The following is a 25567-nucleotide window of genomic DNA, read 5'->3' as shown; positions in this document are numbered from 1 at the left end:
CCTCGGGAGATTTCACGTGGGCTAAAAACTTCGTCCTCACCTAAGCCTATAGCTTTCTAGACACAAGGTGCACAACAGAAAACCCGCCAGGTCTTAGAGTTCTAAGACCCGACGGGTTTAGCTATGCGGTGGTGGAGGGATTTGAACCCTCGTTGGCTGTTACACCAAACATCATTTCGAGTGATGCACCTTCGGCCGCTCGGACACACCACCAATAGGATATGATTCTACCGCATCCGCCACAAGGGGGCAAAAAACTCCACCCCCTCGCTCGGTTCCATCCAAGGTGTTGGGGACGCCCCTCAAATCCTTAGCGACAAGCGCATCATACCGCTTATTCTGCCTGAGGATCTTAGTTCCTCACCCAGGGGGTTAGCCTTCAGTCAAGAGCGAACCCATAGCGGCTGTGCACCCCAATATCGCCTGAAAGCCGCATCCGTCAGTGCCGAATATAGCCGTCAAATACCAGCATGACCGCACGGGTGGAGTCCTCGATGCTACGCTGCACCCCGTGTATCTCCCGGTCCATCGCCAGCATAAAAGTAGCACCAAAAATAGAAAGCGCCAACGCACGTGTATCCTGGGCGGTATCGATCGTGTAGCGGCTGCGCAGGGCGCGTACCTGCGACTCTATGAAATCCAGGATTTCTTGGCGGTTGTCCACCATTGAGTCGGTCCAGGCGTCCAGCCCCTTCCACACTTCGCTCACCCAGAGCCTGGTGAATCCTCGGTGTTCGTGCAGATAGGTGAGCGCCGTGGAGATGCTTTTGCGCAGCCCTTCGCGCGGGTCGCTCTGAGCGACGGAAGCTTCGCTCATGCTCTCCACGAGCAGGTGCGTGCCGTATTGCAGAAGCCGGTCGATCATGGTTTTCTTCGACCCGAAGTTGTAGTACACGGTGCCTTTGGAGACCCCGGCGCGCTGGGCGACCTCTTCAATGCTCACGTGGGCACTTCCCCGATGCTCCATGATCTCCATCGTGGCGGTGAAGAGTTTGCGTTGGGTTTTGCCGGTGCGGCCCGGTCGGCGTGCGGGGTTCGGCGTATCGGGCATGGGGATGGTTCCCTTCGTGGCGGTTGCTGTTCTCTCCATGCTAAGGCCCTACACCGTGATTTCGGGGATTAGTTTTTTCAGGGACCAGATGCGGTCACGGCGGGTTCCCAGGTACCCCAGCACCAGACCGACGGCACCCCACAGCAGCAGGTACATCATGATCGGCATCAGGCTGGATTCGTTGATGCCGTAGCTGAGCCTGCGCATACCGGTGACGGCGTAGCCCATGGGGAAGAAGTCGTGCATCCATCTCATGGCGTGCGGCAGAGTTTCGTAGGGCATGGTGCCGCCCGCCGTGATGAGCTGCAGGATCATGATAATTAGGGCTATGAGCTTGCCGGGCGAGCCGAAGAACACCACCACGCCGTGAATGAACAGGGTGAAGATCGTTGCGACAAAGCAGAGGAAGAAGAAGGCAAGCCACGGATGCGCCAACTGGAATCCGAGCCCGAATTTCACTGCCGCGAACATGAGTACTGCCTGGGCGATACCGATCAGTCCGAACGGCAGCCAGCTTCCTAGGATGATGCGCGCTGTCGGTGCCTTTGAGGCCAGTGCACGGTTGTTGAGCGGGCGCAGGGTTTGCACGAGCATCAGGCCGCCGATCCACAGGGCTAGGCACATGAAGAACGGTCCCATACCCTCGCCGTAATTACGTCCGTTGGCTAGGGAACTGTGTTCGAGGTCCACGGGTGAGGACATGACGGAGGCTACGTCTTTTTGCTGTTCTTCGTTCAGGTTGGGGATTTGGCGGGTGCCGTTTTGCAGTCCGGTGGAGAGCTGCCCGGTTCCGTCTTTGAGCTGTCCCGTGCCGTCGGCGATTTGGCCGGTGCTGCTGTTGAGTTTTCCGGTGCCATCGGCAAGCTGGGACGACCCGTCCTGCAGTGTGGTTGCGCCGTCGTGCAGTTTATTTTGGCCGTCTACGGCTTCTTTTTCGCCATCGGCAAGCTGCTGTGCGCCGTTGTGCAGGTTTCCGGTACCGTTTTTGAGTTCGCCGGTGCCCTCGGCCAGTTGGGCTGCTCCGTTATTGAGGGTGGAGGCACCATCGGCAACTTTCCCGGTGCCGTCAGCGAGTTTAGCTGAACCGTCTGCTAGGGTGGTTGCCCCGGAATCGAGTTTGGTGATGCCGTCGCGCAGTGTTCCGGCACCCTGCGCTACCGCCGTGGCGCCGGAGTCGAGCTTATCCACCCCATCAATCAGGGTACTGAGTTTTTGCGCTGCAGCGGATTCCCCGGTGGCCACACAGTTGTCATTTTTGAGGGTTTGCAGCTTCGCCAACACATCTGAACCGGCTTGTCCGTGCTGCGCCAGATGGTTTTTGAGTGCCTGATCGTTCGCGGATGCTACAGCCGATTTCGTCTGTTCGGAATTGATGTTGGCGACGATCGCGTCGGCGGTTTCCTGGCTGATGGAGCCGGATTCGACGAGAGGCGCTAGTTTCTGCCGGGTATCTTCGGCAACCTTAGACACCACCGTATTTGACAGATCTGTGCCAAAATCCCCGCTTGGGGCGGAGGTGTCGATTGAGTTCAGGTTTTGGCACATGGCGGTGAGCGTTCCGGGAAGTTGACGCACCCCGTCCTGATCCAGTGCATTCTTGAGCGAATGCGTTCCGTCGGCGACCTGCTGGGCACCTTGGGCGAGGTCGTTCGCGCCTTTCTTAAGGCTGCCGGTGCCGTTTGCGAGGGCTGCGGAGCCATCCGCCAGCTGGGAAGCGCCGTTATGCGCGTCAGAGGCACCGTTGGCCAGGGTTGATGATCCGTCAGCGAGCTTGACGGCACCGTCATTGACTTTTCCGGCACCCTGGTTGAGGGTGCCTGCGCCGTCAGCCAACTGGGACGAACCGTCGGCGAGCTTATTTTGCCCTTCGATGAGCCTGCTGGAACCATCCACCAGCTGCTCAGACCCATCCGCGAGCTTGACGGCACCATCGTTGAGGGTTCCGGTTCCGTCAGCGAGTTGGGTCATCGCATCGGAAAGTTTGACGGTGTTCGCGTTGATTTTGTCGGCGCCGTCGGCTGCCTCATTCATTTTTCCGTGAATGGTCGTGAAGCTTGCCAGCAGAGTGTTCGCCGTCTTATCCCCCACCTTGGAGGCCACGGAATCCCGCACGGCTGTTCCCGCCTTCGTCACGATGTTGGTGAGCACATAGTTATTGGCGTCGTTCGTGATGATTTCCAGCCCGGCGGCCTGCGGGTTAATGGGACCGGTGTTGCCTTTCTCATCAGGTTTGAACGAGCCGGTACTCACGAGCCTGGCCGAGAAGTCTTTCGGAATCACGAGCGCAAAATCATAGGTCCCGTCGCTGACGCCTTGGACGGCCTTATCACGGGTCTCTACGCTCTTCCAGTCGAAGGTTCCCGCATCCAGCAGGCTCTTTTTGACATCCGCACCGGTGTTCAGATCGTTACCGGAGGCATCTTTCGCGCCCTCGTCTTCCACCACGAGTGCGCCCACAATACCGTTCACATTCCCGTAGGCATCCCAGTTGCCGTACAGGTACAGTGAACCGTACAGCAGCGGGATACACGACATAGCAAAAAGCACCAATACCGGAAGCACTCCGGAGGTTAGACGCTTAAGTTCGACGAGCGCAACACGAACTACACTCACAGTTACTGTTCCTTCTCTGCTGGATTCTTCGGGTTTGATAATTCTTCGAGCTGTTCTTCGTGGTCTTCGAGGAGAGACTCGGATACTTCGGATGCGTTCACCGCCGAGTCTTCCTGCGGTGACCGGACGGTCTGTACCTTCTCGCCCGGATCCTCGCTCTGTAGCGTCTCGCGATCGTTCGGGTCGCTATGATCGTCGTCGTGGTGGTCGCCGCCGAGCAGGTCATCCAGGGACGAGTCGGTTTCCTCCCGCGCAACGGTGAGGCGGATGCTCTCGGGCGCATCCTGCGGGTTTTCTTCAAGGTCTTCGTGGGCGTCACCAACCACGGCAGTTTTGCCGTCCCAGCTTTCGGAAATATGCGGAACTACGGCGATCACGGCACACGGATCGTCTTCGTTTTCGGCGAGTTCCTGCAGATACGGCAGCCACATGCGGGTGTGGTCCAGATGCCGTGACGGAGTATCAAATACCAGAAGATCGGAGCGGGTATGCGCCGCTAACGCGCTCATCAGACGGATGTTCTGCTCACCTGTAAGCTGTTCGGTCCAGAGCCTATCGAGCTCGCCTAAATCATTCTGCTCCAGCCAGTGGCTTGCTCGGGGTCGACCGAAGAACGGCAGAGAGTACGAGAGCATTTCGGAGACGTAATCATGCACGCGCATATGTACTTCGGGGGCGGTAACTTCTGGGGAATCAATAATGTCAGAGATACTGCGCAGGTGGCGCAAGCTGACGGGGCTTCGGTGATCCCAGCTGAGAGTTCCGCCGCTGAGCTTCAGCCGCCCGGTAAGGGCTAAGCTCAGGGAAGTGCGTTCAATCTGACTGTCGGCCTGTATCAGGATGACCTCGCCGCGTTCCACCGTGAAGCTGGTACGGCCGAAGAGCGCCTTATGGCGGCCCCGAGCCCAAATATCGTCTGCGGTTAACATGTGTGCTGAACCTTTAAATGAATACGTGTCAGGATTCTTGGCGCGTCCCCGCGTTAAGTGGCACGCAGGACCCTGAATTACCTCATCTATCGTAGATCCGCAGAAACAGTGCACATGACCATTTTTTGACGATTTCCGATATTATTTTTGAAATTTATGGATTATTTTTCAAATAAAAAGCGATTTTCGTTCAAATAAGGGGGTGAGCGGTGCCGGTCCCTTTCGCTTCCTCTCCCTCTATCGCCCCCCCTATCGTCCTCCTTAGTCTTCTCCGAACAAAAGGCTCGTGATGTGAATAAAACGTTGGAAACCGTTTGATCACATCACGAGACTTTTATGAGGGAAGACAAAGAATTTAGACAAAATACCCAGCAGTTTAGATCCCCTGCTACGGGCGGCGTGCTTCAAAAAATGTGCGCATCAGCCCGGCACATTCCTCGCGCAGCACCCCGGCGTAAACCTGCACATCAAGCCCTAAACGACGGTCACGGAGCACATCATATTGACTCCCCACCGCACCCGTTTTTTCCTCCCAAGCACCCATAACCACCGTGGGTATGCGCGCCATCAGAATCGCCCCGGCACACATGAGGCATGGTTCAACGGTCACTACGAGCGTGCACTCTTCCAAACGCCAGGTCTTAAGATGCTGTGCCGCCTGGCGAATCGCGTGGATCTCAGCGTGCCCGGTGGGGTCATGATCGTGTTCGCGACTATTGTGCCCCGAGCCGATAATTTCGCCTTCGGCATTTACCACCACCGCGCCGATAGGTATCTCACCGGCGCATGCTGCGCGCTTTCCTTCGTCGAGAGCCAGGCGCATCCAGCGTTCATGCTCAGCCAATGTCGCAATGGTACTGAGGGCTTCACCGTCACCGGCGTGAGCACCACTATTGTTGTATTCCATATCGTCTATATGTCCTTGTCAAAAGCTATATATTCCTCATGAGAGATACATATTCTCAGTGTGTCACACCCAGCGCGAAGGGGTATACGGCGGATGCTCCGCCCGCCCGCAGCCGCTGCGCTAACACGGTGATGCTCCAGCGAGAATCCACAATATCGCTCACTAAAAGCACAGGTCCCGGATGCTCACGCAGCCTCTCGATCACCTCAGGCGGAATCTGGTAGGAACGCATGACATCGGCACATCGGAAAACACTGTTGCCGCCGAAGAAGCGCGGTTCGGCGGCCAGCTCAGCCTCGCCCAAATACACGAGTTTGCCGATATGGGCCAGCCCCTCCCCTAACGAGCGCGCTAACGTGGGACGCACCGGAGACGGTACCGTGAGTACGGTTTCGGGGCGGCCGACCTCGCCCCAGTCCCATGCCGCAAGAACCCGCACGCAGGCCTGCCCAAGAGATTGAGGAACGGGCATATCAAGAGGTTCCCCGGATTCGTCGGTCGCCAAAAGTTCACGCACACGGCTGCCCCACCCCACATCGCTGAGGCGTGCCAGCGCGTAACCCGGTTCGGCCCGCTCTGACACCGGAATCTTACCCTTCGGCGCGTTCTCTCCCGTAAGTTCCTGCAGCCCGGTAGGCCACATGCCGCGCGGGGCTATTTCTACGCCAACCGCGTTGAGGGTTCCTTGAGCCTGCTGCACGGCGCGCTCAGAGACCTGTTCGGGATACCAGGGGCCCGCGCACCTATCGCATTTTCCGCACGGAGCCGCCGTGGTATCGTCCAGCTCGCGTGCCAGAAAGACCATGCGGCACCCTTCGGTACTCTCGTAGGCGAGCATGGCCTCTTGCTCCCGAACGCGCGCCTGCGCCACGGCACGGTACCGCGGTGCATCGTAGCTCCAGGGAGCACCTGTGGAGTACCAGCGTGAGCCGATCTTGCGCACCGCATCCTCAACATCGAGTACTTTGAGCAGAAGCTCTAAGGTACTTCGGCGTAACTGTACACGCGCCTCCAGCGCGGGTATAGACAGCCCATCAGGCTCATCCGCCAGAGCATCACACACGGCGTAAGCGTTCTGTTCGTCGGGCATAGATGCGGTCGCAAAATACTCCCAGATCGCGCGGTCTTCACGCCCCGGCAGCAGAAGTACATCCGCATGGTCGGTGCCGCGACCGGCACGGCCTACTTGCTGGTAGTAGCTCACCGCCGAAGAAGGCGCCCCAAGATGCACCACAAACCCCAGATCGGGTTTATCGAATCCCATACCGAGGGCACTCGTGGCAACAAGAGCCTTAACCCGGTTGGCTTTGAGGGCTTCTTCGGCTTCGCGGCGTTCATCGGGATCGGTTTTTCCGGTGTACGCAAGAACCTTGTGCCCGGCGGTTTGCAGCAGTCGTGCGGTGTCTTCAGCGGCGGATACCGTCAGGGTATAGATAATCCCCGACCCCGGCAGCGTATCAAGGTGTTCAACCAGCCAGCCTAGACGCTGCGCTTCGTCGGGCAGCTGCAGCACGCCCAGCCTTAGCGAATCGCGGGTGAGCGAACCGCGCAGCACCACAACATCCTCGGGGCTGGCGCCTGCGGCAAGCTGTTCGGCAATATCGCGGCTTACACGTTCGTTCGCGGTTGCGGTCGTCGCGAGTACGGGAACGTTCGTATCGAGCTCACGAATAAGCGCCCCGATGCGCCGGTAATCGGGGCGAAAATCGTGCCCCCAATCGGATATACAGTGCGCTTCATCGACCACCAGAAGGCCGAGCTGCGGCTGAAGATAAGGCATCCACTCTTCACGAAATGCGGGGTTATTGAGTCGTTCGGGTCCAATGAGGAGAACGTCCAGCTCGTTTGCATCAAGGCGGGCGCGTATTGCCTCCCATTCGGTCACGTTAGCGGAGTTCACCATAGCGGCACGAACCCCGGCACGTTCGGCTGCCTGCACCTGGTCGCGCATGAGCGAAAGCAGCGGGGAGATAATAAGGGCAACCCCGGAACCTTGGGCGCGCATCAGAAGCGCCGAAATAAAATACACGGCAGATTTTCCCCAGCCTGTACGCTGTACCACGAGGGTGCGGCGGCGGTCGGTGACAAGCGCCTCGATAGCCTCGAACTGCCCGGGGTGAAAGCTCGCATTCGGGTTTGCGGTGAGCTTTCTGAGCAGGGCTTGGGCGTTTTCATGGAGTGTTGGCATGGGGTTCCTTTGTGAGGGGTTTCTCCCATCATGGCAGATTTCAAGGTTCCGCACATGCTGTACGGTTACCTCGTGCATACAGGTTTGGGAATACTATAACGGTCACGGAATATATGGGTACTGACTTCACTATCCTTTATATTCTTCATCGGGCATAGACGCCATGATTCCATCAGTTAGCCAAGCTCATGAGGCAGGTTCACACTCTTAATCGTTTCTCACAAAGAATCCCGGTAGAATATTGCGAGACACTTCATAGCTTCCACATATTTTTGCCTTAGTGGTCTCTCAGGCAGACCGCATAGGATTGTGTGCAAGCACCGCGCGTGCCTTGTGTTCGACTACTTCAGGATTTTTCTATGGCTTTTTTTATCCCCGTACTTCTTGCTCATCTTCCGCTGGGGCTCCTCGGTTTCAAGCTTGAAGATGTGCTGATCAGCACCGGTCCGTGGGTTCTGGTGGTTTCGGCCATCATCGTTTTTATCGAATCGGGCGTGCTGTTTCCGGTGCTTCCGGGCGACTCTTTGATCTTCGCTCTGGGTATGCTCCACGACCGCATGGGGCTGTCGCTCTGGTTAGCGTTCCCGGTTCTTATCATTGCAGCGGTAGCTGGCGGCGAGGTCGGGTATCAGCTGGGTGCCCGCTATGGCCGTAATCTTTTCAAAGACGATGCAAAAATCCTGAGCACCAAGAACCTGCACGCTGCGGAAGAATTTTTTGCTAAACGAGGCGGTTTCGCGCTTGTTGTAGGTCGCTTCGTACCGATCGTTCGTACCTTCGTTTCGCTGGCGGCGGGTATTTCTTCGTATCCACGCCGCAGGTTCAACCTCTGGAACATCCTGGGTGCCGTCCTGTGGATTGGTTCTATTGGTATGGCAGGCGTGCTGTTGGGTGGTGTCGAGTTCATCCACAATAATATTGAGATGCTTGCGGTCATTATTGTGTTGGTTTCGGTTCTGCCCGTGACTTTTGAATACCTGCGCGGTCGTTCCAAAGCCAAGAACGAAGCAGCCGAGTAGAGCATCGAAATCTCAAACTTCTGCGTATGCATAAGGGGGCGGCGAATACAGTCTGTATCGCTGCCCCCTGCTATATGCTTATATTCTTATCGAAGCATATACCCTAATGGTTATAGGGTTGGTTCCCCTGCTGCTGGTAGGGATTTACGCCACTCTGATTCTGCTGGTACATACGCCAGATGCGGCTCTGAGCGGTATACTGCGTAGCATCACGCAGCACCATGAACACGATAATGGCGCCCTGCAGAACCGTGGAGAAGATTGTCATACCAATTGACACAGGGTCGTTCATCGTAGAATACGGGGAATAACTTACCGACCCTGTGCCGGCACCCATGAGGATCATGATCAGGGTAATCACACCGAATGCAGTACCAATACTACTTAAGACCAAAGCTGTAATACGCGCCCAAGTGTGCCCTTTGGCGTAAAAATAACCGATAACGACCGTAAGAGCGACTATGATGACGGCTATCAGAATGCCAACAACAATACTCGTTGTTATCAACGAGTCTGAAAAGTTGACGCTACTGTAGTTCCCATACGGAGAGTACTGGTTCTTCTGCTGTTCGAGCAGGGCATTCATCCTGTCTCGAAGGGTTACCGAGTTGTAAATACTTGATACCAGGGCATAAAGCGCATACCCAAAGATCAGGTAAATACCTGTTTTTACCACCGTGCTGGGTTCGGGCTTTTTCTCTGGAACAGACGCATAAGCCCCTGGCTGGTATGGCTGGCCATAAGGTCCTTGAGGCTGTTGGGCGTATGAGGGCTGATACTGCGGATCTTGATAATAGGGATTTTGGCTCATGATGTGTCCTGGTGACTCTTATCGTGTGTACCGGTGCTATATCTATGGCGGTCGTATGCATGCCAGCAACACTTTTATATGGTGCAAAAACGCAAAACGCTCGCCGTACTTCAATGGTAGTGTACGGCGAACGTTTCCGCGCTGTTGAGGGCGCATCCGGGTGTCTGTAGGTTAGTTCAAACGGTACCCATCACCATTGTCGTACCGGTCATTGGGATTCTGCGGTGCGGGGTTTGGCCGTAATTGCGGGTTCTGTGCCTGTGGGTTTTGTGCAGCCTGACCGAATCCTTGCTGAGGCTGGGATTCTGTGGGCTGTTGAACGGGCTGCGGGCCCTGATCCTGCCGGTAGTTGCGCCAGAGGCGGCTATCGCTCGTGTACCGAGCGGCATCACCACGAAGCATGAAAACCACTACCGCAATCTGCAAAATAATGCCCAATATAAGAACTATGTATACAGCAGGGCTGATAGATACCTGCTGCGCCCCATCCATCTGAGATGTAACGGACTGTACCAGCGACTGTGCGAGAAGGGTGAGCAAGAAGTAGAGCAGATCGCGAATGGTACCGATAATCCCCAGGACAAGGGCGGTAATGCGCGCCCACCCGTGACCCTTAGAGTAGAAGAATCCGAGGAGAATGGTAAACGCAGCAAAAATTGCACTGATGACATAGCCGAGTCCCGTCGAAGAGTTTACTTCGGTCGTCTTGCCGTTCTCCGTGTGGTATGTCTGGAACCCGAAATCATCCAAGCCAACGATGGCTCGCATGATCATATACAGCGCCACAGCGTAAATCAGGTAGGTGCCGATCTTGACGACGGTAGTGGGCTCAGGTTTCTGCGTTGGCACGGGTGCGTATTGAATCGCCGGGTGCATGGGCGCGTTGGGATGCGGCGGCTGGTATGGGGGTTGTTGACCATAAGGATCTTGACTCATGGTTCCTCCTCAACAATGTTTTCTGTGGTTGGGCTGCGGAATTCTCACCTCGATCGTTGAGAGTTCCTTAAAGAATGTTCGTCGTGCCCCCGCCTGAGGTGCACGACGAACATTGTTAGGCATGCACGAAGTGCATCAAACCTATGAAATTTTCAATCTCTAATTCAGATTGTACCCGCTATTACCCTGATGGTCTTGGGGATTTTGCGGGTTTTGCGGCACATTATTCTGCTGAGCCTGCGGATTCTGAGGAGCTTGCGGATCATATCCATACCCCTGCTGCTGAGCCTGCTGGGCGTTATGCTGTGCAGCGGGTGCCTGTCCCTCGGATGCGGGCACGGCGAGGGCGCTGGCATCGACGGGCTGATTTTCCTGCTGTTGTGCAGCTACCGCGCCGTAATATTCCCGAGCCTTCTTCATGTATTTAAGAGTGGTTGGCAGCCAGATCAGGATAATCAGAAGAACCTGGATCACGATAGAAGCTAGTTCGAGATAAACCCCAAACTTTATAGCGGAGAAGAATCCTTTGTACTTCTCTGGGAAGAGGGGATCGCTTATAATTTCGTCAAAGCTATTAACGGTATCCAGAGCCTCTGGCATTCCATTAGCATAGATCACTGTAAAGATACCGGCTACAGCAGTAAGACCGATAGCAGATCCTAGACCGCCTTTCTTCATATTTCTTGCTAGGGTAAAGAAAAGAAGGGCGATTACGATGCCAAGGATAATTCCTCGGGGACTAGAATCAGTAATTCCAAGTTCACTTTCGCTGATGTTATATTCCTGGGCGAAATTTTTTGCCTGCGGATGTAGGTAAAGCCCCATAATAATATCGATAATCCGCAAAAGAGCCGCAATAATACCCACGATGAGAACGGCGACAACGGTTCCTCGGTAGGCGGGCTTCTCAGGAAGTTCAGCGGCGGGAGCGGGGGCGTTCCCATACATGGGCTGACCGGCGGGTGCGGGTTGTTGGGGGTAGCCTTGGTTTCCGGAAGGCTGAGGGTTTTGAGGCAGAGCCGGGTCAGGTCTATGCTGCTCGCTCATCGGTGGTACTCCTTTGTTCTCGGTTACCGTGTTAAACGGCTGTATTACGAGCATAGCGGAGCCTTAGTTTCAGGTCATACATTATTGACCGATGTCGTGAAATATTTTTTAATCACGCCGAGCTCAACATGATATTTCGTCATATACGACAAATTTTTGGACACGACCGATCTCGAATTTTATTCGGGAAACACACCCTTCATCAACCGCAAACCATCGCTCCCGAATTCAGAAAAGCTGACGCGCCGCCATTGGCTCAGGAACATAGCCCGGATTTATCTTGTAAATAGGCTCCCAGAACCTATGGCTAACAGTGCGCGCATGCCTGACGGTAGGCGTTGCTCTCACGCATATACAGGGTAACGCTGGCGGGGAACATCAAAAATCCTAACAGCACCAGGTGCGTCAGTGCCGCCATGCTCAGCACCACAACCGACAAATATGACCCCGGAATATCGGGAACGGCGGGGCGCAGCCAGCTCAGAGTCAGTAGGGATGTTCCCAAGGTCAGCAGCGCGAGTGAAACCAGCAGAGCACGCGCCAGCGCATACCCCCGAAGAATAAAAATTCCTAGAATAACGTGCAAGAAAACGTTGGCAATAGTCAGAGCATTCCCCAGAGCAAAATTTTCAAAATGCCATGATGCCGTCAGGTATATGGTGCGAAGAATAGCAATCATCACGCTGGCGCATGCGGATATCTTCACCGCACGGGGTACATAGGGGCGCTCTAAAGTGGCTCTTGGTATGGGCGAATAATTCACTATATTCTCTTCACCCACATACCCAGAGGTTAGTGTTGTTATGGAGTATTCAGAGCGTACAGCACTGTCATAGCTCATCGGCGGTATTCCTCCTAGAGGGCTGCGGCATTGTACGAAAGTATCTAAGGTCTTAGCTGAGTGTTACGAAGAACCTCCACAACCCTTAAAGCACACGTTACAGGTTCATCAAGCAATATGACAATATCTCTAGGTTTTTGGACTGTGTTTTAATATTGAAAAGCGGCGATTTAAGGCGCTTATAGTTTCATTATTTATCGGTCATATACCCAGAAATAAAGGCTTTATGGACATACAAGAAATTATTTACGCGCAACGAGATCAGTTATAAAAAGGGTGCTGCGGCATATATGTTAAATATATGCCGCAGCACCCTTACGAAGTAAAACTCTCATATCATCAGGAAGCTAAAGCTGCTGCTCTCCAGAGGAAGGCTGATTCCCCGGCGCCTGCCCCGGATGCGGCGCGGGTGCCGGATATGCATAGGACTGTGACATTCCGTAGGGGTTATTTGCCTGGTTCCGCGCCCGCCGCACCGAAGTACGCTGGCGAACATACCTATTCGCGGGCGGCAGCCACATCAGAATCAGGGGCAGCAGACCCACCACCAAAATGGCGATATAGATGATGAGGAGCCAGGCAGCGTAGCCATGAAGATCTATAAAGTCCATATACTCACCGGATACGCCGTAATCCACAATGGCACTTACCATCAGAAGCCCAGATAAGAGTGTGTTTAACGCCGTGAAAACCGTCAAAACAATACGCGCCCAGTTGTATCCCAGGAAAATAAAAATTCCGAAAAGAATGTAGATGATGCTGAAGAAAATACCGATGATCAAACGAACTATCACGACATTCTTTACAGTCTTAAGCTCATAATATTCTGGGTTAGCCATGACATGTTGGTAAATATCCTCCCCAAAAGACTGACGGATCGATTCCATCATGCTACTCACCATAGAGGTCATAATGCCGTATTCGATGACGCGCAAGATGGGCATCAATATCGCCAGGATGAGGACAGACAGCAACAGAATCGACATTTTCGGTTTTGCGGCTGATTCCGGCGGCGTGGAAGGTGACGGCGCCGCCTGATGCGCCGGATTCTGCATATAAGGCTGTGAGATCTGTAAGTTTACGGGTTGGTTCTGCCCATACTGATTCTGCGGCTGGTTTGGGTATGCGCCCGATGTCTGCGGACCTTGCTGCGGCTGGGGGTCTGGGTCGGTTGGCCTGGGGTATTCATTCATCGACAATAGTCCTTACGGTTATAACGGGGTGAAGCACCGCTTTGGGCTTCTTTTCGAGAATAGCGGAAAGCGCTCACACTGCCTAGCATTCGGGCTTATTTAATGACGACCAGGTTATGAGTTTGTACCTTTAGTCTGCTCTTCCGAAGCTGATTCCGTCTGAGCCTCAAACCGGTTGGCGTAGCTCTTACTACCCACCTCAAGCGCCTTTTTAGCTTTCCAGTAGGCTTTAGTGTTCCGCATATACACGTTCACGGGCGGCATCCACACAAGAACAACCAGGCATATATTCGCCAGGAAAAGTAGCATATATACGGCCACCAGAGCCCCTAAATACCCCTGCGCATTCGCAAAAGCTGGCGCCTCTGGATTGGACATCGTATAAGCCTGCCCCAAAGCGCTCATACCGCTCATCAACACGCCAAGGGAGGCTAGAATAGTCAGCAGAATACGGCCCCAGTTTTTCCCACTATTCACGACGAGCCCAAAAAGAATATAAAGCAGAGCAGATGTCAGCACGGAAAGAAAATGGAATGTGAGCGTTGAGTTTAGCTGCGCCTGTGCAAACATTCCAGATTTCATCTGCTCAAGAGACATATCACCATACGCAGGTACGTATGTGCGCGATTGATGCCACTTAAGAGCCTCACTCAAATATGAAGACGTTAGGACATACTCCACAAAACGCAGGATTGGGCACACGGTAGCGGTAAAAATTGCGAAGACAAAAACAAAAGCAGGTCTTTTAGGCTCCTTAAAGGCGGCAGCGAGACCTCCTGGATTCGATGCTGCCATATGAGGCTGATACGAGGGCGTGCCTTCCGGCATGGGCGCGGCAGAATATGTCATGGTGCAATCCTTACACGGGTTTTATGAAATTTATAGTGTTACGTAAATACTCTCTTGAGCATACTAAAAGTTCCTTGAACACCAGCATTGTGGTTCTCTTATGAACCGAACCTTGGCGGCTTAAACTCTGCAACCGCCCTAACTGCTGATCGCGGTCTGCCCGTCTACGACCGCTGTTCGGGATACTGCTGCCCGGCGTTGGGGTTGTAACCTCCTGGCTGCTGCCCCGCATAGTAGCCTGGCTGAACAACATGATATGCATATACCTGCTGATATTGAGTCTGTTCCATTAAACGCGCCAGCCGATATGCCTTGAGTTTGCGTACATAACGATTAGCCGGACGAAGCCACATCAGAATTATCGTAAGCAGGTTAACCGCGCAGAGGGCAGCATATAGAATCACGAGCACCCCCATATACCCCTGTACCTGTGGATTTTGAGAGATCCCCTCAATACCTGTCTGTGCGGTATTAAAAGCCCAACATTTGAAGGCGCTCATAATAATCCCGATAACGGCAAGAATTGTTAGCATAATACGCGCCCAATTCCGCCCCACATATGCGAAACAGCCGAAGAGCAGATAAAGACACGAAGACACAAAAACAGATACCAGCAGAAAGGCTGCCTGGGCGCCCGAGAGTAAAAATGCGGGAACCGCAATGGCCTCGCGATCAATATTCTCTGCATACTGTTGGGAGCTTACCCAGCGTGCCGCCTCGTTCATTAACGATGCACTGACCAGATACTCTATGATCCGTAACGCGATACATGCCAAAGCACCCACAAGAACCAGTGTCAGTACGAATGTTCGTGCAGGTTTTTCAATCTTAACCGCGTTATTGTCATATATGCCCTGAGGGGCAGCCTGAAGAGGAACTGTAGGATTCTGCCCCTGCCCCACCGCCATATGCTGCTGTAAATGCTGCACATAAGGGTTTGAAGGTTGCTGGGGTGAGGGATCTCCTGAAGCAGGGTTTGGGTGGTTGGTCATCGGCGATTCTCCTTGAGGTTTTAGCTCAATAGAACTGTGAACTTATTTCTGAGAGTAGCCGACCTCAAGGGCTGTTTGCAGTATTTACACCCGTATTCCATATGTGGAATATTTCTCAGCAGGTTTTCTGCGATATACAAAAGGTACCGCACCAGAGCAGAAAACATCTGGCACAGCACCCTCAAAATACTCTCTCACCTGCATATATTCCAGATAAAGAATATACTGTGGGGTGGTTTAGAACATCAGGGAATCCTCACGCTGCTCGGCACGCCATAAACTTCGCGCATGCATGTATTCGCGGGCGGCACGGCTCCAGATCAGTCCAAGAGCAATAACGCTCATCACAAGATACGGCATGCCCACATAAAGAGGCACATAAAGCGGCGACGAGTTGGAATCTAAGAGGAACTCTACTTCCTCCATAGGGGCTCCATTAAGACCGGCCATGATAACGCCCACCAGCAAGAGCACAATAAAGGTGCAGAGCATTCCCAACAGCAAGGAGGCAGTCAGCACATACGCAGCCCACCTATGCCCGCGTAAATACGCAAATAACACCACCACATGAAGCGCCATCAGCACGAAGGTTGCCATCATGAAAAATACGAGGGGAAGCTGGTCTTTGAGCGTCAGAAAAGTTTCTGATTCCCAGAGCGACACGCCCTGCAGCGGCACCGTAACAACCCAGACGATATACGAGATCAGAATGTACGCCCACATCCCTATAAATATCGTCATGATGAGGGCTGCCAGAGACACTTGAAGGGGCCTTATAGGCTTGCCCGATATCTTCGACACTAATACCGTGGCCCGATCGTCATGCGGATGCTCTGGCTGGTTTTCCACCCGGGTTTTCCCCTCTCGTACTGGTTTCTAGTGTTAGATTAGCAAGGTTTGCCAGCAAGAGACAGAAACAACGCCGCTGTGCATGTCATATCATGTCGCGCAACCACACGGTGAGTCCCGTATATACGCCCTAGCGAATACTCAATGTTGGGCGAGCAAGTATCGCACGCAGAGTATTGAACTTATACAGGGTTACACTCAGCAATGCGATTTCAAGAAGCCATAAAGCACCCAGCGCGCAGAGCACAATCATGGGGTCAAGACCCAGTGAAATACCATCCCAGTTCAAGACGAGAAGTAGGAATGTGATGGGTGAAAGTACCAGTCCAACACCGATAAAGCAGATCAGCGAAAATATTCCCCATACGGAATATACGGAAGCGTCCGAAGCGTCTTTGGGCGGACGCGCTAACGGCCATACCTGAACAACGGTGTAGATTGTGATAATCAGCCAGAACCCCCACCCCATATTGGTGGTGTAGCGTGCAATAATAGCGCCTTCAAAAATCCCCAAGAGAGCGAGCACTGCTAACCGGATACCGATGATGATATTCAGGGAACGTCGTCGTGCATTTATTGTTTCAAGGCCTACCTGCATTTGAGAGAATGCGCGGCTCAGGTTCTTCGGCGTATATGCCTGATGTGGAATACTATTCCGTCGCGGCGATACATCCTGCTCAACCTCTTGTGAGGTTTGTGATGGGGCAGGTTCTGATGTAGCGGATACATCCGAAGAACTAGACGCAGGCGGCGCTGATGCGGGTGCGGGAATAAAACGTGGGGCAGGCGCATCCTGAGGTGCCTGAGGCTCGGCAGTTTTCGGTTTCGTAGCTGCCCGAAGCGCCTGACGAACCGCGCCCTGTTTCTTGGGCTGCGGTGGCTGTGGGGCTGGTTCCGGCTCCCCAGAATTCTGTCGTGCATGCTCAAGGGCGTATGCGGGCGGTGCTGCCGGAACCGCGTGGCGAATCGGTGCCGTGTAGCGGGTGGGCGCCGCATCCTGACCGACCTGCGAGGCTTCGCCCCGAGGCGAAGCATCTTCGGCGTTCATGTGGGCAGGGGGAACCGCATCGGCATCATGCACGCGAGATTCGTGATCCACAGCAGTTTCCTCCTCCCCCATATACTCTAAAGATATAGACGGCTTTTCAGGTATATAAATTTCCGAAGCCGAGTGAGTTTTTTATCTACGCATACCCTATCACGGTTGGTAGGTATTCTTCGGGGAATATACCCCTCGTTTCATGCGCGATGCATGCACTACAAATATAATCGAGAAAGCTAAATCAACCGCAGGTGCAACCGTCGCCAGGAGGGCGACTAATGCCCCTCTACCCCCGTTATGCCCCCCAAGTCACCATACTTTCTACTATTGTGAGTAAAACCGAGACTCCTCCCATAGTTCCCAAGGCCGAAAGCACAATCCCAATAATGTTAATAACGCGCACCCGCAGATAGTGACGGTTATTTTTAACGGCTAACCAGCCAAAAATATTGCAGATTAGAAAGGCCGCGATAAGCGTTACTAAAATATACCCGGGCACAATGACTATACGTTCACGTGAAAGGCATTTATCCTGATCCAATGCCCCTTTGCACGAATCAAACGTGTCATTAATACCTGAATTGACTTCCTCTACCCCGTGAACGGGGTAGATTCCTACCAGTCACTACAACCAAACTAGGCTGTGGTGACTTTCGGTGGGTGAACAGCATCAACAACAACAGCATTTGCTAACAAACGTCTTACATCATCTCCGCAGTATTCGTTTAAACTCTCGGCAAGCCCTGCCGCGAGTAGGATATTAACCGCCGCATTCAAATCCCTATCCACATGGGACTGGCACCCAGTACAGGCCCATTCACGGATATTCAACGGCTTTCTACCATTAGGTGTACCGCAAATCGAGCAGATCTGGGTAGTAGGTGCGAACCTATCCACGCGGATAAGGGTTCTACCGTGTTCGGCAGCCTTCTCTTCAATCAACCGGTTGAGGTGTCCCCAACTAGCGTCCAACACACTCTTACCCAACCGGGTTCTAGCTAGACCCGTGATTGAGAGGGTTTCCAGGGTGATAACTTGGTTTTCGTTAACAATCTGGTTCGCTACATGGTGTAGGTAATGGGTTCGCACGTTTCGGACTTTCGTGTGGGCTTTAGCTACCCTGAGTCGTTGTTTGACATAACGGTTACTACCCTTTTTCTTTTTCGAGAGTTGTTTCTGTAATCGAGCTAGTTTCTTCTCGGCTTGTTTCAGAGGTCTAGTGTTAGCAAAGACGGTGCTTCCCCCGTTACTGTTCACCGCGATAGCTAGGTCTTTCAAGCCCATATCCACGCCTACCGCGTAGGCGGTAGGCTTCGGGGCTGGGGCGGGGGTGCTTTCGACAACGAAAGACACATAATACCTACCATCCGCTTCTTGGATCAGGGTTACAGAGGTTGGGGGTGAGGGTAGGTTACGTGAGAGGTTGAAGCGGACTTCACCAATCTTAGGCAGTTTCACAAAACCTACCCCGTGAGTGGTTTGTCTAACCTTGAATGCTTGGGATGTAAACCTAGCAGCTTGCCGGGATGAGCGTTTCCTAAACCGTGGGGCACCAATCCTAACCCCTTTACGCTTACCTGTCACGGAGGTGAAAAAGTTAGTGTACGCCTTATCCAGATCCCGTAAGGACTGCTGTAAGGGTACAGCGGAAACGTCTTTCAGCCACGCTTTTTCAGGGGTCTGTTTCAGGTGAGTGAGTCGGGCAGAAAGCTCTTTACTAGAGGGCTTCTTCTCTGTGTCTTTATACTGTTCCTCTGAGTAGGCTAGAGCGTCGTTATAGACCACGCGTACACACCCAAACAGGGCAGCAATCGGCTGTTTTTGCCCTTTCTTGGGGTAGGCGCGGTAACGATAACGCTTGAGACTCATAACACCTATTATATACTTGGTGTCATGGATAATACCACTGATATAAGACGTGGTAGACATGCGATTTGGGATTTACATGTTCACTTGGTGTTCGTCACTAAATACCGGCGCAATGTCTTCACTAACACCATGCTCACCACCTGCGAAAGAACCATGCGAGAAGTCTGTGAAAGTTTCGGGGCAACCCTAGATGAGTTCAACGGGGAAACAGATCACGTTCACTTGCTAGTACGCTACCCAGCCACCGTGACTGTTTCTAAACTCGTGAACTCCCTCAAGGGGGTTTCCTCTCGTGTACTTCGGCGTGATTTTGAAGCTGAGATTACCCCGTTTTTATGGGGTGGCCATTTGTGGTCACGCTCGTATTATGCGGGGTCTGCTGGGGGTGCCCCATTGAGTGTTATTGCTGAGTATGTGAAGTCCCAGGCTCGCCCTGGTAGCTGATTCATCTCCACCCTAAAGGGTGGAGTCTTCTCAGAAAACTAGATAATACCCATCGCATACAGGCACCTACAATACCTAGACGCACCAGATATATCGATGCATATTTTCTGATTTCGGAGTTATCAGGACCCGCCGATAATGCACCAAAGTACCCGAAGGTACCCGGCACACCGTACACTGCGGCTCCGGCAGCATAGGGGTTCTGGGGTGCTGCATAAGCAGGCACACCAGGCTGACCCTGCATTGGATAACCCGCCGACAAGGCTGGATGCGCCACATGGTGTTCCGCACCCCGACCCGTCGACTGTATATCAGAATTATTGCCAGATACGTTTTCTACCGGCTCGTGAGCCACATTTTACCTTTCACGCCAAGAGCACTCGATATGGGGCACGGTGTGGCACCCCACAGTGGTTATACACCGGGTTTCGTGAAGTAGTCCTTATGGTTCATCCACGAGGCATGCCGAACGAAAATAATCGAGAAAATAAGCTCTGCCACGGGTACTGCCCCAGCCACGAGGAATATGATAAAAATGGCGAGTAATCCCGAGGATCCAAACGCCGTTATCATGGCTATACCGCCCAAGAGCATTAAACCAGCAAGCACAATCCCCAAAGACGAAAGCACAATGCCAATAATGTTAATGACAAGCACCCTCACGTGGTGCTGATTTTTCCTGACGGCAAGCAGCCCAAAAATATGACATATCGGATACGCGATAAAAATGACAAGGAAAATCGACGCCCCCGTGATTGCTGAGGTGTTATCCTCACGGCATACTCGCTGCGAGTATTCACTCCATGAGTAGCTGCCGGTTCCGCAGTCGCTAAGTTCGATGATCGCACCGATAAGGGCGAAAGTCGTCGCAACAATACCGATCGCAATAAGAGCGCCCACAATACACAGGCGCAGCAGGTACATCAGCGAACGTTTGCGGACAATCTCATCGTGCGGGTTTGCCGGATATGCAGTGTACGGGTATGCGGTTGGGCTCGGAACTGCATATCCCGAATATCCGGGCACAGTATGCGGATTCGCATAGGGGTTTGGAGGCGTCGATGGGCTCGGCGCAGGATAGCCCGGTTGTAACCCGACATACCCTGGCGCAGACGGAGGGGTCTGCTGATTCTGGGCGTTGCCAGAGTTGTTGGGGCTTTGTTTATCCTCGGGTAAGGGATCCGACTTCGCGGTGCGCCCGCTATATTCGTGCTGTGATGCGCCACCGGTTCCGTCGGTCTTATGTGCGGTGCTGTACCCCGAATGCTCGTCTACATGCGACGTTGCCGAAGATTCCTGCGGCGCAGTTCTAGGTTCCTCAGGCTGACGGGAAGAATCATCGTTTTTCATGGGGTCTGTGCTCATATATACATCCTCGTTACCGGTAATTTTTGTGTAGCCCGGCGCGCGGGTGCCTCGCTACACCAACGTTGGGTTATGTCATACACTACCACGCTTGCAGGGAGTAACGGCTGCAATCACGGTACGTTGGGGAATGGATGAGCTCAGGAAAGCATTATGGCGTATCTGAGTCTGAGCGGTGTGTACTCTGTGCTTCGGTCTTAGTCAGCGTATGGTCGTTGACTGCCTGGTCTTCATCTTCTGACAGTTCGCGAGTCTCTTGAGCTTCACGTTCGGCACGGGAGGGGAACCTGCGGAAGATCAGGAAGACGAATATGAGGGAGCATAAAATCTCGATCACGAAGGACGCCATAATCCAAATGGTCAGAATGGGGTACGAGCCTCCCAAAAGTTTCCATAGTGTTCTTGGCCCGTGAATAAAAACCAAAATATAGGCGAAAAATCCGGTGATAACGGATGCCGCCAAGGCGCTGAGCAGGTTTCCCACCATGACGAGCCCCATAGATTTATTGCGCGCATACGCGACCGCAAACCAGCCATGCAGAGACAGGTACATGAGGGGAACCGAGCCGATAGGGTCAAGCCCGATAGCCTCGAAAAAATACACCAGCGTCAGTGCAGGCACCACGAGGAAAAGCATGCGGACAAGGTACAGGCGCCGCACGGGTGGCGGCGTGGAACAAGCCTGATCCCAAAAACCCGGGTTATATTGTTCACTCATAGGTACCCTGTCTGCCGCTGGCGTTGTGAAACACTGCCGGAGGCGCCATCGAGAAAGCACTCAATACTACGGTACGAGATGAAACTGAGATAACGCTAGATTTACGCACTGTTTACTGAAGCGTCACCAAGAGCCTGCAGAACGCAGCAAAAATTTCAGTAGTTTATCCCTCAAAAATCCCGCGGGCACGATCCTTACGCACGGTGTGCGCCGGGAAAATTCGGCCGCTCATACTGATGTAAACGCCCGGTTCCAGCAGGTTAAGCGCGGAAATCGCAGCCCCCAGGTTGAACCCCGCATCCGAATGCGCCATGACCGCCGGCTGCATGGCACCGGTCAGCACCACAACCTTTGACCCCAGCTTGGCATGCTCGGCGATGTATCGGGCGGATTCGCTCATCGTGTCGGTCCCGTGGGTGATGAGAACCTGGTCGTGTTCGACCGCGTCGAGGGCGGCAACGAGTTCGGCGCGGTCTTCGTCGGTCATATCCAGGCTGTCTTTGCCGATGAGCGCACGAATATCAAAGCGAATGTCGGTGAGCACTCTCGACAGCACACCGTGCGCGGCAGGCTTGCCAATATCGAGGGTACCCGCCACCGAGTAGAACTTATCGATAGTTCCGCCGGTTGCCAGGATAGTGATAACGTCCGGGTTTTTGATGGTGCTCATGGGCGCGGGCTCCTTAGGGGCTGAAACATCGCCGGGGTATATCTTTGCCCCGGTACCGCATATATTCTAGGGCATTGGAGCGATTTTCTTTACGTTCTGTGGCAAGAATTAGACAGCTACGCTTCACCCACTATCCGTCTAAATTTTAATGCCGGGGAATGCATCTGCTTTTATTATCAGATAAAGCATACAGAAGCATTGCCTAGATATCTCCGGGATACCATCAACGGCGGGTTTTCTAGTGTCATCAGCTGGTCGTCAACAGGAAAACGTATCCTACCGCTCTGCCCGTAGAAGATAACAGTCTCTATCAGTATATTCTTCAGGGCAGCCTCAAGAATCATTAGAGAATATCAGTTACCCAAATCAATACTTCGAGAGATCCTTTCTAGCATCATTTACCAACTACATAGCCAGAAAAAGAACATAGGAATATTAGTTTAATTATTTTAAAACCGTAGCCAAAAACGGCGCTGAAGCACTATCTTCCACCGTGGCCACCTGCTCAGGTGTTCCCGTGGCAACGATCTGACCGCCTCCCTCTCCCGCGCCAGGGCCCATATCAATCACATAATCAGCCGTTGCGATAATTCGCATATCCAACTCGACCATCACTACCGTATTACCAGCATCAACCAAAGTCTGAAGATGCGATATCAAACGGTCAGCATCTGAACAGTGCAGACCGGTAGTGGGTTCATCAAGTACATACAGAGTGTCGCCGCGTTGTGCCCGTTGCAACTCCGTAGCTAGTTTGACGCGCTGTGCCTCACCACCAGATAACTCAGTCGCAGGCTGCCCCAAACGCAGGTAACCCAAGCCGACATCTCTCAACGCAGCCAGTGAACGCGTAACCTCCACTTCGCCGTCGAAAAACCCCAGAGCTTCCTCCACACTCATTTCTAAAATTTGGGACACATTCTTACCACGCCAGAGTATTTCTAAGGTGCTTGACTGGTAGCGGGTACCTTGGCAGTCCGGGCACTTTGTGTACACCGAGGGTAAGAAGAGTAGCTCTACCATCACCGACCCCTCACCTTCGCAGGTGGGACAGCGCCCGCCCGCTACGTTAAAGGAGAATCTGCCTGGTTTGTATCCCCGGCGTTTGGCTTCTGTGGTATCGGCAAAACGACGGCGCACATGGTCAAAGAGCCCTGTATAGGTGGCAATATTGGAACGAGGTGTTCGCCCAATAGGTTTCTGATCGATGGCAACCACGCGGCGTATACCGCTGAAATCACCTTCAACAGTTCCCCTCGTTTCAGGGGCCTGTTCGGCCCTTAAAATTTCATCTCCCTCTACGGGTGTTTCATCTACCTGCACCGTTTTACCTAGTCGATGACCTATCAGTTGAGGTAGGCACTGGCTGACTAAGCTAGATTTCCCCGAACCTGAAACACCTGTGACGGCAGTGAGAACCCCTAGTGGGATTTGTACATCCACGTTATGGAGATTATTTCGGCTAACTCCAGAAAGTTTTATCCACTGCTCGGGTTTCCGGGGAGTATGCGGTGGGAGCCCACTGCCTCCAAAGAGATAACCGCGTGTAAGAGATTCCTGGACGTGGGCTAAACCATCAACTTCACCGCTGTAAAGGACTCGACCACCATGTTCTCCAGCTCCCGGCCCTACATCCACAATCCAGTCAGCATGTTGCATTACTTCAAGAGAATGTTCCACCACAAACAGACTATTTCCCCGTGCTTTGAGTCCGTCAAGAACGTCAAGAAGCGCACGGGTGTCTTGAGGATGTAGGCCAGCAGAAGGTTCATCTAATACATAGACCACACCAAAAAGTTCAGACGTCAGCTGAGTAGCTAAGCGCAAACGTTGCAGTTCACCACCGGAAAGGGTAGGAGTCATTCGATCGAGAGAAAGATAGCCTAAGCCGAGGTCGATAATGGGGCGAAGACGCTCAATGAGGCCAGCGGCCAGCCGAGAGGTAGCGGCAAGTTTTTCAACAGGCTGAGGGGGATTCTTACGAGCTTCCGGTTCTGTCTCAGCAACAAGCTCACTTGTGTGACTGCCTGACTCTGTAGCTTCTTCTCCCCTTTTTTGGTCCAAGCTCTGCTCGAGCGTTTCTTTCTCATCTGCCTTCATAGTGATTGTGTGGGAAGCATCTTCGACAGCTTTTTCAAGAAGATTGGTTAGCTCATAGAGAGGGAGCTGGGAGAAGTCAGCAATATCTAACCCTGCAAAGGTTACTGAGAGAGCCTCTGGTTTGATGCGTTTACCGTGGCAGGCTGGGCAAGGGATTGATGTGAGAAACTGCGCTACCTTGCGTTTCATGGAGGCACTTTTAGTATTAGCAAAGGTATCCAGTACATAGCGTTTTGCACCCACGTAGGTGCCGCTATAAGAAGGTTCAACATGTGCTTGTTTAGCCGCTTGAGCCTCAGCAAGTGTCATACGCGAGTAGACCGGTACATGTGGTGTTTCGTCCGTATAAAGAATCCAGTCGCGATCTTTTTTGGGAAGATCTTTCCAGGGGATATCCACATCGTAGCCAAGTGCCACCAATACATCTCGAAGCTGATGACCGTGCCAGGCGGTAGGCCAGGAAGCTATGGCTCGTTCACGGATGGTTTTGGTGGGATCGGGGACCATGTGATCTTCGGGTACTTCATAGACTCTGCCAATTCCATAGCATTGAGGGCATGCCCCCTGCGGGGTGTTGGCAGAGAAATCCTCGGCATAGAGCATGCTCTGGTGTTCTGGATATTGGCCGGCGCGTGAATACAACATACGAACCAGGCTTGAGATGGTCGTGATGCTACCAACGGTCGACCGGGAGTTTTGCCCACCTCGCTGTTGTTGCAGGGCTACAGCGGGGGGCATCCCTGTAATGGAATCGACGTCGGGCACTCCCGCTTGATCGATAAGACGGCGGGCATAGGGGGCCACCGACTCTAGATAACGGCGCTGCGATTCTGCATAGAGGGTTCCGAACGCGAGGGAGGATTTACCTGATCCTGACAGGCCGGTAAAGACCACGAGAGCATCACGGGGCACAGAAAGATCAACATTGCGCAGGTTATTTTGACGTGCGCCCAATACCTGAACATTTGGCTGGATGTGAGTTTCTTTATTTGTGGTGGATTCGGGTAAATCGCTCATAGATGAATTTGACCAATCGCTTCTGTATGAGGCACCGGTAGCCTCAAAATCGTTGTGATCTTTTGTCGTTTGCCATTTTACTGCCTATCCCGCCGATTCGTAGACAACGATTTTTTA

21 protein-coding genes and 1 tRNA gene are annotated in these 25567 nt (G+C 53.2%); 2 read left to right on the top strand and 20 right to left on the bottom strand.

What is annotated here, in order from left to right; all coding sequences use genetic code 11:
• Positions 1–126: 126 nt before the first annotated feature.
• The 6 genes from HMPREF2981_RS00570 to HMPREF2981_RS00545 form a co-directional block, all read right to left on the bottom strand.
• Positions 127–213: transfer RNA gene (locus HMPREF2981_RS00570), tRNA-Ser, on the bottom strand.
• A 226-nt stretch (positions 214–439) separates the two neighbouring features.
• Positions 440–1090: a TetR/AcrR family transcriptional regulator gene (locus tag HMPREF2981_RS00565; RefSeq protein WP_004005669.1), complete on the bottom strand. Its 651-nt coding sequence runs from the start codon at positions 1088–1090 to the stop codon at positions 440–442.
• Positions 1091–1099: 9 nt separating this feature from the next.
• Complete coding sequence (locus HMPREF2981_RS00560) at positions 1100–3664, bottom strand: YhgE/Pip domain-containing protein (protein WP_048778882.1); 2565 nt, start codon at positions 3662–3664, stop codon at positions 1100–1102.
• 2 nt (positions 3665–3666) lie between these two features.
• Positions 3667–4593 carry an ABC transporter ATP-binding protein gene (locus HMPREF2981_RS00555; protein WP_070448758.1) on the bottom strand — a complete coding sequence of 309 codons (927 nt, stop codon included), beginning with the start codon at positions 4591–4593 and terminating at the stop codon, positions 3667–3669.
• Positions 4594–4981: 388 nt separating this feature from the next.
• Positions 4982–5500 (bottom strand): tRNA adenosine(34) deaminase TadA, encoded by a 519-nt coding sequence (gene tadA / locus HMPREF2981_RS00550; protein ID WP_070448756.1) that lies wholly within the window; start codon positions 5498–5500, stop codon positions 4982–4984.
• Positions 5501–5555: 55 nt separating this feature from the next.
• Complete coding sequence (locus HMPREF2981_RS00545; RefSeq protein WP_070659941.1) at positions 5556–7688, bottom strand: RecQ family ATP-dependent DNA helicase; 2133 nt, start codon at positions 7686–7688, stop codon at positions 5556–5558.
• Between the two features lie 359 nt (positions 7689–8047).
• Here HMPREF2981_RS00545 and HMPREF2981_RS00540 point away from each other — a divergent pair, with 359 nt between their 5' ends.
• Positions 8048–8707, top strand: a complete 660-nt coding sequence (locus HMPREF2981_RS00540; protein WP_048751718.1) for a DedA family protein — start codon at positions 8048–8050, stop codon at positions 8705–8707.
• Positions 8708–8810: 103 nt separating this feature from the next.
• On the opposite strand, the gene HMPREF2981_RS00535 is transcribed toward HMPREF2981_RS00540, so the two are convergent.
• The 10 genes from HMPREF2981_RS00535 to HMPREF2981_RS00485 form a co-directional block, all read right to left on the bottom strand.
• Positions 8811–9518, bottom strand: a complete 708-nt coding sequence (locus HMPREF2981_RS00535; protein ID WP_070659938.1) for a cation:proton antiporter family protein — start codon at positions 9516–9518, stop codon at positions 8811–8813.
• A gap of 171 nt (positions 9519–9689) precedes the next feature.
• Positions 9690–10454, bottom strand: a complete 765-nt coding sequence (locus tag HMPREF2981_RS00530) for a hypothetical protein (RefSeq protein WP_070659935.1) — start codon at positions 10452–10454, stop codon at positions 9690–9692.
• 159 nt (positions 10455–10613) lie between these two features.
• On the bottom strand, positions 10614–11501 hold the full coding sequence (locus HMPREF2981_RS00525; protein ID WP_239668145.1) for a hypothetical protein: 888 nt from the start codon (positions 11499–11501) through the stop codon (positions 10614–10616).
• A 307-nt stretch (positions 11502–11808) separates the two neighbouring features.
• Positions 11809–12342 carry a mechanosensitive ion channel protein MscS gene (locus tag HMPREF2981_RS00520; protein ID WP_070659932.1) on the bottom strand — a complete coding sequence of 178 codons (534 nt, stop codon included), beginning with the start codon at positions 12340–12342 and terminating at the stop codon, positions 11809–11811.
• A gap of 347 nt (positions 12343–12689) precedes the next feature.
• On the bottom strand, positions 12690–13535 hold the full coding sequence (locus HMPREF2981_RS00515) for a hypothetical protein (RefSeq protein ID WP_070659930.1): 846 nt from the start codon (positions 13533–13535) through the stop codon (positions 12690–12692).
• A 114-nt stretch (positions 13536–13649) separates the two neighbouring features.
• Positions 13650–14384, bottom strand: a complete 735-nt coding sequence (locus HMPREF2981_RS00510) for a hypothetical protein (protein ID WP_070659928.1) — start codon at positions 14382–14384, stop codon at positions 13650–13652.
• A gap of 164 nt (positions 14385–14548) precedes the next feature.
• Positions 14549–15376: a hypothetical protein gene (locus tag HMPREF2981_RS00505; protein WP_070659925.1), complete on the bottom strand. Its 828-nt coding sequence runs from the start codon at positions 15374–15376 to the stop codon at positions 14549–14551.
• Between the two features lie 237 nt (positions 15377–15613).
• Entirely contained in the window at positions 15614–16117 is a 504-nt protein-coding gene (locus HMPREF2981_RS00500) for a hypothetical protein (RefSeq protein WP_246825179.1), read from the bottom strand.
• 238 nt (positions 16118–16355) lie between these two features.
• The gene (locus tag HMPREF2981_RS00495; RefSeq protein ID WP_246825178.1) at positions 16356–17324 is read right to left on the bottom strand and encodes a skin secretory protein xP2 (protein APEG); all 969 of its coding nucleotides are present in this window, start codon (positions 17322–17324) and stop codon (positions 16356–16358) included.
• Positions 17325–17903: 579 nt separating this feature from the next.
• The gene (locus HMPREF2981_RS00485; protein ID WP_070659923.1) at positions 17904–19136 is read right to left on the bottom strand and encodes an RNA-guided endonuclease InsQ/TnpB family protein; all 1233 of its coding nucleotides are present in this window, start codon (positions 19134–19136) and stop codon (positions 17904–17906) included.
• Between the two features lie 24 nt (positions 19137–19160).
• Between HMPREF2981_RS00485 and tnpA the strand changes: the two genes are divergently transcribed.
• Positions 19161–19580, top strand: coding sequence for an IS200/IS605 family transposase (gene tnpA / locus HMPREF2981_RS00480; RefSeq protein WP_080972578.1), 420 nt, complete (start codon positions 19161–19163; stop codon positions 19578–19580).
• A gap of 414 nt (positions 19581–19994) precedes the next feature.
• Here tnpA and HMPREF2981_RS00475 read toward each other — a convergent pair whose 3' ends face one another.
• From HMPREF2981_RS00475 to uvrA, 4 genes are all read right to left on the bottom strand, one after another.
• Positions 19995–20945 carry a hypothetical protein gene (locus tag HMPREF2981_RS00475; protein ID WP_070659921.1) on the bottom strand — a complete coding sequence of 317 codons (951 nt, stop codon included), beginning with the start codon at positions 20943–20945 and terminating at the stop codon, positions 19995–19997.
• 151 nt (positions 20946–21096) lie between these two features.
• Positions 21097–21663 (bottom strand): peptidase, encoded by a 567-nt coding sequence (locus tag HMPREF2981_RS00470; protein ID WP_246825177.1) that lies wholly within the window; start codon positions 21661–21663, stop codon positions 21097–21099.
• A gap of 163 nt (positions 21664–21826) precedes the next feature.
• Positions 21827–22333, bottom strand: a complete 507-nt coding sequence (locus tag HMPREF2981_RS00465; RefSeq protein ID WP_070659918.1) for an asparaginase domain-containing protein — start codon at positions 22331–22333, stop codon at positions 21827–21829.
• A 444-nt stretch (positions 22334–22777) separates the two neighbouring features.
• Positions 22778–25450, bottom strand: a complete 2673-nt coding sequence (gene uvrA, locus HMPREF2981_RS00460; RefSeq protein WP_070659915.1) for an excinuclease ABC subunit UvrA — start codon at positions 25448–25450, stop codon at positions 22778–22780.
• Between the last annotated feature and the right edge of the window lie 117 nt (positions 25451–25567).

The organism is Rothia sp. HMSC069C01, from assembly GCF_001814655.1.
Classification (GTDB): Bacteria; Actinomycetota; Actinomycetes; order Actinomycetales; family Micrococcaceae; genus Rothia; species Rothia dentocariosa.
Note: the sequence above shows the minus strand (reverse complement) of the source record. Positions and strands in the feature narration are given on the sequence as shown.